General features: G+C 56.7%; 8 protein-coding genes. 7 read left to right on the plus strand and 1 reads right to left on the minus strand.

The genetic code is table 11. The features are described from left to right. Positions 1–197: 197 nt before the first annotated feature. The gene (locus BDD14_RS29130; protein WP_130424773.1) at positions 198–755 is read right to left on the minus strand and encodes an FtsX-like permease family protein; all 558 of its coding nucleotides are present in this window, start codon (positions 753–755) and stop codon (positions 198–200) included. 505 nt (positions 756–1,260) lie between these two features. Here BDD14_RS29130 and BDD14_RS29135 point away from each other — a divergent pair. The 7 genes from BDD14_RS29135 to BDD14_RS29165 all read left to right on the plus strand — a co-directional run bounded on the left by BDD14_RS29135 (position 1,261) and on the right by BDD14_RS29165 (position 14,350). Then, the gene (locus BDD14_RS29135) at positions 1,261–3,714 is read left to right on the plus strand and encodes a thaumatin family protein (protein ID WP_165420391.1); all 2,454 of its coding nucleotides are present in this window, start codon (positions 1,261–1,263) and stop codon (positions 3,712–3,714) included. 240 nt (positions 3,715–3,954) lie between these two features. After that, a complete protein-coding gene (locus tag BDD14_RS29140) occupies positions 3,955–5,295 on the plus strand; it encodes a malectin domain-containing carbohydrate-binding protein (RefSeq protein WP_130424777.1) in 1,341 nt (446 codons plus the stop codon). Positions 5,296–5,659: 364 nt separating this feature from the next. Continuing rightward, the gene (locus BDD14_RS29145) at positions 5,660–5,917 is read left to right on the plus strand and encodes a hypothetical protein (protein WP_130424779.1); all 258 of its coding nucleotides are present in this window, start codon (positions 5,660–5,662) and stop codon (positions 5,915–5,917) included. A gap of 153 nt (positions 5,918–6,070) precedes the next feature. Next, positions 6,071–6,289 (plus strand): hypothetical protein, encoded by a 219-nt coding sequence (locus BDD14_RS29150; protein WP_130424781.1) that lies wholly within the window; start codon positions 6,071–6,073, stop codon positions 6,287–6,289. A 396-nt stretch (positions 6,290–6,685) separates the two neighbouring features. After that, positions 6,686–11,836, plus strand: a complete 5,151-nt coding sequence (locus tag BDD14_RS29155; RefSeq protein WP_165420392.1) for a malectin domain-containing carbohydrate-binding protein — start codon at positions 6,686–6,688, stop codon at positions 11,834–11,836. A gap of 99 nt (positions 11,837–11,935) precedes the next feature. Next, positions 11,936–13,654, plus strand: a complete 1,719-nt coding sequence (locus tag BDD14_RS29160; RefSeq protein WP_130424788.1) for a WD40 repeat domain-containing protein — start codon at positions 11,936–11,938, stop codon at positions 13,652–13,654. A gap of 252 nt (positions 13,655–13,906) precedes the next feature. Next, entirely contained in the window at positions 13,907–14,350 is a 444-nt protein-coding gene (locus BDD14_RS29165) for a biopolymer transporter Tol (protein WP_130424790.1), read from the plus strand. Positions 14,351–14,377: the final 27 nt, after the last annotated feature.

A 14,377-nucleotide genomic window follows, 5' to 3' on the forward strand; every position in this document is an offset into this window, starting at 1 on the left:
CCAAGCCGATGGTCGACTACTAGGACAGAACCTCTTTTGCAGGCCAATGTCCGGATAGTCGCCTTCTCGGCAACTGTGCAGGTTCATTTCTACGGAAAGCCGGTTTTACGTCCAGGTGCATTGGATTTGTAAACTCTGGCCGACTTTGCGGTACGGATGAGAAACAAGCAATCACATTGTTTGGATCTAGCGTCCGTTTACTCGAAACGCAGCGCGGTCATCGGGTCTACCCTGGTGGCGCGTACAGCCGGAATCCACGTGGCCGCCAAGGCGACAATGCTGAGCAACAACGGCGTCAGGACAAATGCAAGAGGGTCCCATGCCTTGAGCCCGAAGAGAAAGCTGGTGAGGAATCGAGTCAGCCAGAAGGCTGCAACGATAACAGTAAGCACCATTCCCTGGCCGAGAACCATATTGCGGAGGTGCGATGTCTGCGCCCCCATCGCCATCCGTATCCCTAGTTCCTGCGTGCGCTGCTCCACAGAAAAAGCCATCAAGCCGTAAATGCCCACGGCAGCCAGCAACAATCCGGATGCGCCGAAGACCGTCAGGAGCAGCATGTTGAACCGTTGTCGCGAAAGGTTGAGGCGGTCAATCTCGTCCATGGTTCGGATGTGCGCTACGGGGAGCCCGCCGGTCGTCTCTCGCAGTGCGGATGTCACTTGTGTAACCAGCGTGTGAGGTGCGCCTTGAGTGCGCACAATCCACCAGAGGGGAGCGACTCGAGAGTTAAGTGCCGTCTCACCATCTGGCATCTGTGCCAGCGCCCTTCACTGCAACCTAACCGGCCGGGACTAACACTGCTCTTGGTACAGGAAAACTAGGCCCTTCACTCTTTCAGATTTGGTCGAAAACTAACATTCAGAATGGTTCAGAAATCCCCAGGGGCCCTATTACTTGGAGACAAAGATTTTACAATTGGACTCCGTTACCTCACTCTGGTAACGCGATAGGATTACTTTCGTTCCACGTTGCTCAGATCAAAACTTCAATTCCTATATCGCATTCCTAAGAAAGCAACTGTCTGATCTGTTGTCGCTGTCGCGATCTAAGTCGATGAGCCCGGACGTCTGGTTGTTGTATCTCGAAGTGTCACAAATATATTCCATCAGTTGCATGGAGAGATAAACCGCGGGCTCAAAGGTAACCCTGCCTTCTTACCTGGTTACGCTATGCATGTGACGATCGATGTTCCTCGAAGTTTGGATTGCCCAAAACTGTTGTTTTGAAACCAGTCGTTGGTCTTACCGGAGGCACTTTTTGAACTTATTCTTGCAGCACTTTATGTTTCTGCCTTTCTCCGTACTTCCACCTCGAAAAACTCACTCGATGGAGGTTGATTCGTTCGAGGTATCGCATAATATTCGACGCTGGTGGATGACACCGCTCCATGCGGTACTGATCGTCCTTTGCGCATTCGGCGGCAAGGCCATTGCCCAGACCCGTCAATTCGTCATTACAAACAACTGTGCCGAAACTGTATGGGTCGCTGGCGCAGGCAATCCCACCCCTAGCTTCAATGGCTCGTCAGGAGGTCTGGAACTTCCCGCCGGCGCGACCGTCACCACCTCACTGCCCACTCCGTGGGTTGGTGGCCGCTTTTGGGGACGTCGTCAGTGCACCTTTGACGCTAACGGAAAGGGCTCCTGCCAGACGGGCGACTGTGGCGGCCTCCAATGCCAGCACGCCGGAGCGGGCAACACAAGTCTCGCCGAATTCACCCTTACCGGCTCTGCAACCGGGGCCGACAACTACGACATCAGCCTGGTCGATGGCTTTGACTTTCCCCTCTCCGTTCAACTCAACGATCCGAATCCTACCCATGCGGTCAATGCTGCGTGCCAAGTGGATCTGCGCAGCTCCTGCCCCGCTGGCCAGCAGATGCGCAACAGCGCTGGACAGGTCGTCGGGTGCAAGAGTCTCTGCAGCCAGTATGGAACGGCGAACTACTGCTGCGCGGGACCCTATGCCTCGCCGCAGGCATGCAACAACGTGAAATGGGATACAAACTACCGCGGAGCGGTACTCAAGCAGTCCTGTCCCTCCGTCTATGGTTATGCCTTTGACGACCCATCCAGCGACTTCAATGTAGTTCCTCTACCCGCTTCGGGCTATCAGATTACATTCTGTCCAGCAAATACTCTTCCCAACTCAGGTCCTGCGACCGTTCCTACTTTTACTATCACTTCGCAGGAACCGAGCCAGACTGTAACGCCTGGTGGTTCCGTCGCGTACAACCTGAATGTAACCGCAAGCAGCACATTTACTGGCACCGTCAAGCTCTCGGCAGCGCATCTGCCGGGCAGCTGCACCTGGACAACAGTGGGCAAGGTGTCGTGCAGCAACAAGGGATCCTCTGCCTCTTTCAGCGCGTCCAACGTCAGTTTGACACCGGGAGTAACCGTCCCCGTCACCCTAACTGTCAATACAACGACGACTCCAGCTCCGATGTTGAGCACAGGAAATATCGAGGTCATTGGCCAGAGTAGCGCCCTCGAGAACGTCTGGGAGGGTTCGTTGACGGTTGCCAATCCCACAGCTCCCGACTATGTCTTTAGCATTACTCCAACATCTGCGCAGACCGTTCTGCCCGGAACGCCGGTGGTCTACACTGTCACGGCCACTCCAGTGAACGGTTTCACCGGCGTCGTCTCGATGAGCACCTCCGGTCTTCCTGCAACCTCCACCGCACCCGCGTTGCCACAGTTCACTTTTACCGGTGATCCTACACCGCAATCGGCGACTATCACGATCGCTACCTCTGCCTCTGCCACAAAGCGAGCCTACTTTCCTTTGTTCACCAGCTTTAGCGCAAACAGCCTCCACGACGCTCAAGTCGCTCTAACAGTCTCATCCTCAGCCCCAAGCCCGGATTTCACCGTCTCTGTGACTCCTGCAATGAGCGCGCTTCAAGCGGGAAACGGGACGTCCTTCACGATTACAACAACACCCGAGAACGGCTTTAGCTCCACGGTCGCTCTCAGTGCTCCCAGCCTTCCAGTTGGGGTGACGGCAACGTTTACGCCTGACTCGATTTCCGGAGCGGCAACTTCATCGCTAACGCTCGCCACCAGCGCCTCGACGTCGCCCGGAACCTATATTATTCCGGTCACTGCAACCTCTGGCTCGCTGAGCCATACCACGAACATCTCTCTCACAGTCAACCCGGCCGGCGTCCAGTTCACCGATCTTGACATCGGCGATCCGGGAACCGCTGGCACCTTCACCGCAAACGGAGGCCCCTTCACGGTAGGAGGCAGCGGCAGCGACATCTTCGGAACTGCCGACCAGTTCAACTACGCCTACCAGTCGGCGACCGGCGACTTCACGGTCATCACGCACGTTGCTACTCAGACCGATACCGACGTGTGGGCCAAGTCAGGCGTCATGATTCGCTCTACCACTGCAGACAATGCGGCCTTCGCCGCGGTCTTTGCTACCCCAGGGCACGGTGTCGCCATGATCGTTCGCACGGCCGATGGAGGAGGCACCACAGACCTGGGACAAGCCCAGCAAAACGTCCCTGTGTGGGTCAAGCTTCAGCGATCCGGCAACACCTTCACTGGCTACGCATCTCCTGATGGCCTCAGTTGGACGCTCATCTCTACCAGGGATGTCGGTATGACCGGATCTGTCACCGCCGGGCTAGCAGTCACCTCGAAACGGGAGTCGACACTCAATATCTCAACCTTCGATAGCGTCATCATTCGGTAGGGAAAGAGAGATTGATGAATCGTGCGCGACTGATTGCTTAGACAGTCCTGGGCGTGGCAGAAACCATGGCCACGCCCAAGATGCGATCTGCCGATTGATGGCAGCAACTCACTGTGTTCGATGAATGCCCATCTTGTCGCGGAGCCACTAAAAAATTAGATCTCCCCCTACGATCGACGTAGCAAAACCTGTCGATTGTTCGTCCCTGAACGTTGAACGTAGTCACTGAAAGGTATTGTGATGAAAAGAGCATTTCTTGTCTTATTGATGTTGTTGTCTCTGGGAGTAGGGGCGGCGCTGGCCGGACCCTGTCCTGCGCAGTTTCCAACATCGCGCGGCAATGGTACGGTCGCTGGCGTGCCCGTTGCGGGCGGAACTCAGTATTACTTCAAAGACACTCTACTCAATGGCTTCGATTGTTTCGAGGAGTTGAGCTCCTGGTTCCCCTCCTATATCACTTCATCGAACGCGACGAATCCTGCCAAACAGACAGTCGATATGGCCTATACGACTGACGGCACGGCGACCTTCTCGAACGTAGTGGTACCGACCGCAGGCACCTACACTTTGACGATCCGCTATGCATTCGCCACCGGCCTTTTTCCAGGGGTTTTGGCTCGGCCAGAGGGCATTAAGGTGAACGGCACCGTCATGACCGTGGACCTGAACTTCCCGGTCACCGGAGACTTCGATACCTTTAGTACTGTAACCATTGCGGTCCCCTTGAATGCAGGCCAAAACACCGTTCAAGTCTTCAACGTGGCCACTCAAAGCATCTCCCGCCTTGACTCGATGACCGTCACCGCGGGTGGAAGCAATAGTTGCAGCGTCCTGCCTCAGGCGCCGGGCGGATTTAGCGCGGCGGAAGACTCCAACAATGCGATTGCGCTGACCTGGAACGCCAGCACGACTCCCGCAGGCTGCACGGTTGGGTACTACAACGTGTTCCGCGGCACCACGTCTGGCTTCATCCCATCAGCCGCCAACCAGGTCGCGACCGTGGTGTCCGGCACGAAGTATAAAGATACGACCGGAATGTGTCAGACGCCTTACTACTATGTCGTGCAGGCAGTAGATTTGGCGGGGCTATCGGTTACGTCAACCCAGGCCAGCGCCTCAATCAGCCAATGTCCGACAGTAAGCAGCGCCCAGATCAACGCAGGCGGTTCAGCAGTCGCTCCCTTCATTTCGGACGTAGACTTTGAGGGCGGTTCGATTCTTAGCCACAAGAACGTCATCGATCTCAGTGGTGTTACGAATGCCGCGCCGATGACCGTGTATCAGGACGCACGCCAGGGCAACTTTACCTACACGCTTGCTGGCTTTGTCCCTGGATCGAGCCATACGGTAAGGCTACATTTTGCCGAAACCTACTTCTCCACTGTCGGCTCCCGCACCTTCAATATCAGCATCAATGGAACGCAGGTGATGACAAATTTTGACATCTTCGCCGCGGCGGGCGCCAAGAACAAGGCAGTGATACAGGAGCTCACGGGAAATGCTGACTCCAGCGGCACTTTCGTAGTTACGTTCACCTCGGTCGTCAACAATTCTCTGCTGAGTGCGATCGAAATTAACTAGCATGCAGGATAGATAGAATTCAGCCAGATCGCGGCTAAGCCGCGATCTGGCTGACGATTTCTACTCGCTGCGACAGCAGCTCATGTGCCTCGATCTGCGTGGCGCGATGTGGCGACGCTGATTGCACGGATTTGCAGGATCGACCACACTCACCGAAGCAATACCACTCCCCGCTAGAGATAATCATGCAGCAATCATCTTGGACCACACCCGACTTCGAAGAAATCTCACTCAACTGCGACATCAACTCCTACGCGCCTGTCGAACTGTAAGCCGGACTGAATGCTATTAAGGTACTGGGGCCGCAGCAGGTGGCGGCCTTCCTCAGTGGAATGCGCCTGGAAAAACTGTTCTGCTCTGCGACGTGGCCGAGATCGATCCCGATTTCCTCTCCGCGCGTCCACCATCGACACCTTCCGATCACCAGGAATCCATCGCGGCGGAACCGCGACTCCTCTATGTTGCCGTGACGCGCGCAAAGTATGCCGTCGACCTGCCGCAGAGCCTACTCAGGCGTTTCGGACTGAACCGAACGCCGAGCGAGGTCGTCGTCGCTCCATCTGTAGCCGAGGCCATCGTCGACAAAGGTCCACCTCGGAAGATCCACGCCTGTCCGGTGTAGCGTCTCCTTATCATTCGCCAGCTAAGGGAGAGTCGCGAGAGATGACATCGCTGCGCCGGAGTTATGACAACTGAGTTTTTCAACAGCCACCCCTGTTAGCACCAACTGACATTCATTTCAGTTTTTTCTGTCACTTCGGATGAAACGTGCCCGATGAGCACTAATGCCGCTTCCACATTGATCGAGAGAGTTCGGTGTCGTTGGATTCGCATGTTCGGCGTAGCGGATGCGCTGCTTTTCGCTGCATCACGGACACAGCTCGCCGTAACGGCCGTGAACGGCCATCTCTTTGCGGAAAGCTGTGGCCTTTTCGGAGAAGCTGCTGGCACCTTCGGTGTTCAGGCGGTCGATCCAGAGTTGAAGCGTGCGTAGGCGTCGACATCAACACCATCTGCTCGTGATTGGGCGATGGACCAGAATAGAAATTACATTCAAATGACATTGGGTTTCATTCCTCACATGTATAGTGCACTTATCCTCCCCGAGGATCACTGTTAAGTTTGCGATTCCTCCTCTAATGCGAGACCACTTGCATGTCTAAGTTGCAGAGACCCACTCCCACCTAAGGGAGAAAGCATAGCCATGCGCGATGAGCGCTGCAGGGGGAAATGGTTTGTCCAGAAGGTCGCGATATTGCGGTCTTATCACTCTGTTTCTGTTTTTCAAATTGAAAGGAAGCGTCTCTTGAGGCTCCCGTTTGGCACCTTCAGGCTTACTCTTGTTCTACTTTGCGTACTCTCGGCACCTTTACTCGCGCAAGACGTTACGATGTGGAAGGTTGATCCACAACATACCGGTTTAAATTCCCAAGAAACGATCCTGACCCCGGCACTCGTCGCAGACCCCACAAAATTTGCCCGTCTCTTCTTCCAGAAACTGGATGGACAGGTATATGGGGCGCCTCTCTTTATGAGTGCCGCAACGCTTAATAAGCTGCCTGGGAGCTTTTCGGACGGCAAGTCGCACAACGTTGTCTACGTGGTCACGCAGCATGACAGCGTGTACGCTTTCGATGGCGATGCTGATCCTCTTGGAGCCAACGCTTCCGGAAACGATTCTGCACCTCTGTGGCACACCAGCTTTTTGAAGCCGGATCCGGCGTTAGGCACACCCACCACTGTGCCATCTTCGGACGCTGCCGGAAACGATATCAGTCCGGAGTTTGGCATCAGTACAACTCCCGTGATCGACCCGGTATCGGGTACCCTCTACGTGGTCTCGCTGCTCAAGTTCCCGGGACAGCCGCTGAACAATCTCTATCGGCAGGAACTTCATGCCCTTGACCTGAAGACAGGTCTGGATAAGGTTCCCCCTTTTATCCTCGATGCAAGCCTGACGTTTGAGGGCTTTGCCATCTCGGATTCGAGTGCGACCGATCATGATCCGGTTACAGCACCTACAGGCCAGATCCCCTTCGCGCCTCTGCATGAACACCTGCGCAGCGCCATGACCTTTGATCCGAAGAACAACATCGTCTATCTGGCTTATGCATCGCACAGTGACGAGTCGCGTTATTACGGTCTTGTGCTGGGCTTTGATGGCTCCACGCTCAAACTCACTCACAGCTTTGTGACGACTCCCAATGGTACGACGCCGCTTGACGGAGCGACACATGGTGGAGCGAATAAGGGTGGCGGCAAGGGTGGCATCTGGCAAGGCGGAGCTTCCGTAGCCCTGGACGAGAACCAGAACATCCTCTTTGTGACAGGCAATGGTGTCTTCGATCAGGACCCCACCACCGGGTCCATGGACTGGGGAGAGACCGCGCTCAAATTACCGGCGGCAATGGATGGTCAGCAGCAGCTCCATCTGACGTTGAACGACACGAACTCATATTTCACTCCTTCCAACTGGGCGACTCTGAACCACGGCGGTGGTACCATCCCGGGCGATTCGGACCTCGGCGCGGGCGGCCCACTGCTGCTCCCTGTGCAGCCGGGCGAGCATCCGCACCTGATGATGTTTGGAGGCAAAGCAGGTGTCTGGTACCTGGTGGATCGTGATGTTCTTGGTGGCTTGAGGACGGATGATGCGCAGGTCATCCAGGAGGTCCCTGAACCGCGCGCTCCGCAACTCACCCTCACGCCGAGCTACTTCAACGGTGCCGTGTACTACGCTTCAAGCGGAAGCCCGATGGAGCGGCGCAAACTGGTCTTCGATACTGTCGACAATGTAATGACGCTGGAGACGACGCCTACGATCGGCACCGGCGGCAATATCAATGCGAAGGGCTCGTCGCCGTTCATCACGGCGAACGGCACGGCGAACGGTATCGTATGGGCAATCGACGGGAATCTTCGAGCCTACGATGCGAATACCATGCAGTTTCTCACTACCGGCTTTAATGGAGATATCTCCGCTCCGGATGGTTCAGGGCGATGCCAGACAACAAAGTTCAACACTCTGGCTGTTGCGAATGGGCATGCGTACTACACCTGCTACTCGGGCGTGAGCCAGGGCTTTCTCGTCGTGGCCGGTCTGAAGGGAACGGCGGCAGCAGTACCTGCGGCACCGTCCGCACTCTCCGCCGAGACCGCATCGTCTACGTCCATCAATCTGAGCTGGACCAACAATGCATCCACAGATCCTTCGTTGGCCGGCTTCCATGTGTTTCGTGCGACGAACGCCAACGGACCATTCACGCTGTTGAGCTTATCTGCGCAGGGTACAGACTTTTCGGACTCGACCGTCTCGCCCAATACTCAGTACTTCTACCGGGTGACCGCCTTTAATGGCGCAGGCGACTCCAGCCCGAGCAACACGGCATCCGCCACGACCTTTCCGACTTACACGCAGAGTGGGCTGGTGGGCTTCTGGCCCATGGAGGATGCCACGGGCAGCACCGTGACCGATGCCACTGGCAGTGGCCACAGCGGTCTGGCAGCGGGCGAGGCCTTGTACACCCCAACCGGTTACATCAACGGTGGCTGGAACTTCCACGGAACGAAGATTGCTGACAATATTACGGTTCAGGACAGTCCTGATCTCGACTTCTCCGCGACGCAAAGCTTCACGCTTTCAACCTGGGTTCGAGTCGATGCTCTGACCGGAGTGGAGCAGCCGATCATTCTTAAATCAGCAAACAACGGCAACGTGTATGGCCTGCTCGTCAATGGTGCCAACCAGTTTGCCATGCGCGGACCGGCAGGCGATGTCGCCGGCCCCGCGGTGACCCACGCGGCATGGACACATGTGGCCATGGTGCAGAATGGGACCGCTGGTACCCGTACGCTCTATGTGAACGGCCAGGCTGTGGCTCAAGGTGCCGCACAAGCTGCCGATGGCCCCGGAACCCTGGAGTGGGGTGAGGAAGATCTGCCTGCGGGAAGCGACCAGGTAGAGTTCGGCTTTCAGGGCGCGATCGACGAAACCAGGCTCTACAATCAGGCGCTCTCCGCGTCACAGATCGCAGACCTGCTGCCGGTCACGCTACTCGACGCCAGCTCCATTCTCGCGCCGAACACACCCGATCAATTCGGCACGACCTTATTCCCAAGCAAGGTTCTGGCTACCGAAGCCCGCATCGGCAATACAGCACAAAGCTACGCAGTCGTTGCGCACTTTGCCAAGGCCGTAACCGGCATCTCCGCGTCGCTCACCCAGCAGAACGGAGCGCAGGCACAGGCCGTCGTGGGCACCCCCGTCTATGATTCCTCACGGACAACCGTTTCCATTCCGCTGACCGGTCTTGCCAATAGCCAGCAGTTGAATCTTCACCTATCGGGAATCCTGGCGGCTGACCAGTCCTCCGTTGTTCCGGGAACCGCGGACATCGCGTTCCGGGTGCTTGAGGGAGACGTAAATAGCGATGGTGTGATCGATAACAATGACCTCACTCTCGAGAGCAGCATCGTGACCGGTGCTGCTGTGCTGCCGAGCAATGCGCCGTTCGATATCAACGGGGATGGCGTGCTAAACCAGGCTGACGTAACCCTGCTTTCGGGGCAGACGCCGGGTGGGCAAACTCCGCCTGCAGCCCCTGCCAACCTCGCGGCAACAGTCGGCGCGTCAGACGTCGCATTGAGCTGGAGCGCGAGCACCAACGCCATCTCCTACACGCTGTTCCGTGGTACCGCCGCGGGCAATGAGACGGAGCTGATGGAGAACCTTACCGGCACGCAGTTCACCGATAACAATGTGATCCCAGGCACCACCTACTTTTACAAGGTGGAGGCCGTGAATGGCGCAGGGACATCCTCCTTTTCCAATGAGGTCCAGGCCGCCGTACCGGGTAACAGCCAGCCAAGTGGGAACGCCGTCGTGCAGATTGACTCCGGCAGCACCACCGCCGTGGGGTCATTCGCCGCAGATGAGTTCGTCAACGGCGGCGGCGTCACGCCAAATGTCGGAGTGCCCATCGATACTTCAAAGGCGCAAAACCCCGCACCCATGGAGGTTTACCAGACCAATCGGTTCGGCAACTTCACCTACACGATCCCGAACCTTTCCTCGGGTACGGCCTACATCCTGAGGCTTCACTTCGCGGAGACCTTCTGGGGGCAGGCGAGCTCACGTCTGTTCAACATCATGGTGAACGGGCAAGCCGTCCAGTCTAACCTCGACATCTTCGCTGCTGCGGGCGGCAAGGACATCGCGATCTCCATTGACTACCCCGTCACTGCGCAGAATGGTCAGGTCGTTGTAACCTTCCAAACCGTTCGTGACAATGCGCTGGTCAGCGGCGTGGAGTTGCTGAACACGGCGACCCCGGCGCCGGTGACCTCGATCTATCAGGTCGATACGGGCAGCTCCGTCCCGGTCAGTACCTTCTCTGCTGACAGCTTCTTCTCGGGCGGAACGACCTCGAAAACCAATGACACGATCACCACGACAGGAGTAAAAAATGCAGCTCCGGCTGCTGTCTACCAGAGCAATCGCTTCGGGAGTTCAACCTACACGTTCACTGGGTTGAAGACCGGCAGCCAGTACACAATCCGCTCGCACTTCGCGGAAACATTCTGGAGCGCAGCTGGCGCGCGCCTCTTCAATATCCTCATCAATGGTCAGGTGGCGCAGCCCAGCTACGATATCTTCGCCGCGGCCGGCGGAAAGGACATCGCAACGACTCTGGACCTGCCCGCCACGGCTCAGAACGGGCAGATTACGGTGCAGTATAAGACCGTAAAGGATAATGCGATGGTGAGCGGCATCGAGGTCATCGGCGACGGAAGTATGATGCCGGCACCAAACCCACCGGCATCCCTGCATGCGGCAGCAGGCGTTGGCCAGGTGTCGCTTACCTGGGCACCATCGCCGACCGGGACCTACAGCGTCTTTCGCGGCAACGCAGCGGGGGCGGAGGCCGCAACTCCGATTGCGACTGGCCTGACGGGTACATCCTTCATCGACAAGAACCTCTCCAATGGGCAGACTGTCTTCTACACGGTACGAGTCGTCAGCACTACGGGAACCTCGACTGCTTCGAATGAAGCAAGCGCAACTCCCGGCGCAGCGATTGCTGGCCTACCTGTCTACCAGATCGCTGCTGGAAGCAGTACGGCGGTCGAGCCATTTCAGGCAGACACCTTCTTCGCGGGAGGAAATGCCTCCGGTGGTGCCGGTACTGCCGATCTCTCCGCAGTGATCAGTCCAGCTCCGGCAGCGGTCTACCAGCAAGAGCGTTCTGGAGGAACTATTACCTACACGCTTCCGAATCTTGCTGTGGGAACAAGCTATACGCTGCGTCTCCACTTCAACGAGTTCTTCTGGAAGCAGGTTGGCCAGCGCGTCTTCAACGTAACAGTCAACGGGAATGTTGTTCTACCGAACTTCGACATCATCGCAGCAGCCGGAGCTCCGGAGACTGCGATCGTAGAGCAATTCACGGTGCAGCCCGATCAAAACGGCAACATCACGATCACGCTTTCGGGTGCAACGGCCGATCAGCCGAAGATCACTGCGCTTGAACTCTACCGCTAACCTTCTGGCAGGAGCAGCGGTGCGGTACAAGCGCCGCTGCTTCCGCCAGATTCTGTTTTTAAGAAGACAGCCCACCAGCAAAACTTTGTAAGGACAGTCATGAAAGAACCCCGCCCTGCAGCTTCTATCCGCAATCTGCATTCGCTTACCTGCATAACCCTTGCGTTGATGATGGTCTTTGGGCCTGCTGTCACCTACTCTGCTCCAGCCCAGGAGCGACCGACCAGCACATCGGTAGCTCCCAATCCTGCCGTGACTCCATCGGCCTCTTCTATTGGCAGTTCAGGTCTCTCCGCTGAAGCATACGTCCATTACCTGCTTGCACTGAAGTTCGCAACAGATGGCATCAAATACGAAGCACTTCGCGAAACGGCAGCGAGCCTTCGCGTACAGCGTGAGGGCAATCCAGCAGCGGGTCTTGCATTTCAGCTGATCGCAGAGCAGCGCCAGGATGTGCACCTCAGACTCTGTTGTATGACGGCGAATCTTGTATTCGCCCGCTACAGCCCGGATGGTTCTCGGGTTCTGACCCTGCTCGATGACCACACACTCAGCATCTGGGATGCGCATACAACGAAGCAGATTGTCGGGCCAATGCGACATGACGCGGATGTTCTTGCTGCAGCCTGGAGCGCCGACGGGCGCTGGATTGTCACCAGTTCGCGCGATGCGACGGTCCATCTATGGAACACAGCTACCGGCCAGCTGGTCCATACTCCCTTCGGCACAGAGAAACCCCTATCAAATATTGCGCTCAGTCCGGATGGCGATCGCGTGCTAGGCAGCGTAGAAACTGACGTCTATCTGCTGAACGCTGCGACCGGTGAACTCCTCTCGCCTAAGCTCAGATACCACGATGACGTGAGCGTCCTCACCTTCAGCAACGACGGAAAGCATGCGCTGATTGGCACGAACGATGACACGGCGGATCTCCTCGACCCAATGACCGGAAAGCGTCTGCATCGTCTCGTCCTCGGCAACGCAATCTTCAGTGCGACCTTCAGCCTGGACAGCCGGCGGCTGATCATCGGTTCAGAAGATCGCACGGCAAAGATCTGGGATGCGACTACGGGCGCACCATTAAGTGTCTTCACGCAAACTGGGCCGATCAGCGATGCGGTGTTCAGCCCGGATGCCACGCGTGTGCTGACAACGTCCTATGATCATACGGCCCGTGTGTGGGATGCGCGCACCGGTCAGGCACTTACACCCTTACTTCAGCATAGTGAGCCGCTTATCGATGGTGGCTTCAGCGCTGATGCTTCGCTTGTTTTTACTCGTGGGCGCGATCAGTCCATCCGCATATGGAGCGCCGCTACGGGTGAGGCAGTGATGTTGCCCATTCATTACACCAGCAATAGGAACGGTGCCGAGTTCAGTCCGATCGATCCATCCCTGCTGGTCGCCATCGGCAACACAGCCGAGATTCTGGACGTGCCTCCGAGCGCTCCAGCGCCGGTGTGGCTCGCAGAATTGGCAGAGTTTGCAGCAAGCCGCTCCCGTTTCTCACAGATGACGCGGCCTGATCCCTCCCACATTGAGCAGCTCCGCGCAGAGCTGCTCGCGTCGCATGAGGATGATCCATGGACGCGGTTTGGTCAATGGTATTTCTCTGCCCCTGGTCAGCGTGCTGTATCGCCCTGGAGCAGGCTCTCCATGCAGCGGTACATCGATCAACTTTTCACTCTAAATACGAAGGAATCGCTGGACTATGCCCGACAGATTGCCTTTGAACATCCGGCATGGATGGTGAAGATCGATGCCGCGCAGAAAGCTCTTTACGCCAAAAGCCTTCCTTCGAAAACGAAAACGCACTAGCCAAAATGTCGGATAGGTAGATTATGAGACGTGTCATTTCGTGGGCATCCCCTAACCCATGGAACGGTCCCAGTCACGGGACCCATGGAGCGTTAAGCTGTCAACATAAATTCCGTAACTCCATGGGCTAGGCGCTGTTGAGCGGAAGCTGCATATTGTTCGCTAATATCCAACAACAAGCTAGGCGCTCTTCCTTCTACCGTTACAGCAACAGACATTAGGAAGGGGGTAGTGTGTGCGTTCTGCTAAAGGTTGTCAGGGGACGTTTCGCTTGCGGCCGATGTCACATTTCCAGATGCGAAGGGCTACGGCGATCGCAAGGCGGTCCTGGTCATTCGCCAGAGTCTTGATGACGATTCCAAGGGAGCCATGATCGGCGAACATGAGGTGGGCATGATCCATCTGGCGTGGCTTCCGGACAGCGGTGCGTCAATGAAGGACGCCCAATTTCGCTTCGGGGGCACTCTGGCCGGGGTCAAAGCGAAGCGTATCGGAATCGAAAAGCATGGCGATTCAATTGCAATCTTCATCAGTCTTGAGGGCGAACCCATGCACCAGCTTAGCCCACCAGTCGCCCTCCACTTCGACGAACCTTTTTACGTCGGCGTCGGCTTCTGTTCGCACTTGCCTGCGACATCGGATACTGCTGTTCTCTCCAACGTCGTTCTCCAGAACTCGGCGGGTAAGGTACAGTAGACCGGAACAACGCTCGCGCTCAGATGA

The organism is Edaphobacter modestus (assembly GCF_004217555.1).
GTDB lineage: Bacteria > Acidobacteriota > Terriglobia > Terriglobales > Acidobacteriaceae > Edaphobacter > Edaphobacter modestus.

Excerpts from the sequence above, each read along its gene's own strand:
- BDD14_RS29130 (WP_130424773.1), bottom strand. The coding sequence starts at position 755 with ATGCCAGATGGTGAGACGGCACTTAACTCTCGAGTCGCTCCCCTCTGG.
- BDD14_RS29140 (WP_130424777.1), top strand. The coding sequence starts at position 3,955 with ATGAAAAGAGCATTTCTTGTCTTATTGATGTTGTTGTCTCTGGGAGTA.
- BDD14_RS29150 (WP_130424781.1), top strand. The coding sequence starts at position 6,071 with ATGAGCACTAATGCCGCTTCCACATTGATCGAGAGAGTTCGGTGTCGT.
- BDD14_RS29155 (WP_165420392.1), top strand. The coding sequence starts at position 6,686 with ATGTGGAAGGTTGATCCACAACATACCGGTTTAAATTCCCAAGAAACG.
- BDD14_RS29160 (WP_130424788.1), top strand. The coding sequence starts at position 11,936 with ATGAAAGAACCCCGCCCTGCAGCTTCTATCCGCAATCTGCATTCGCTT.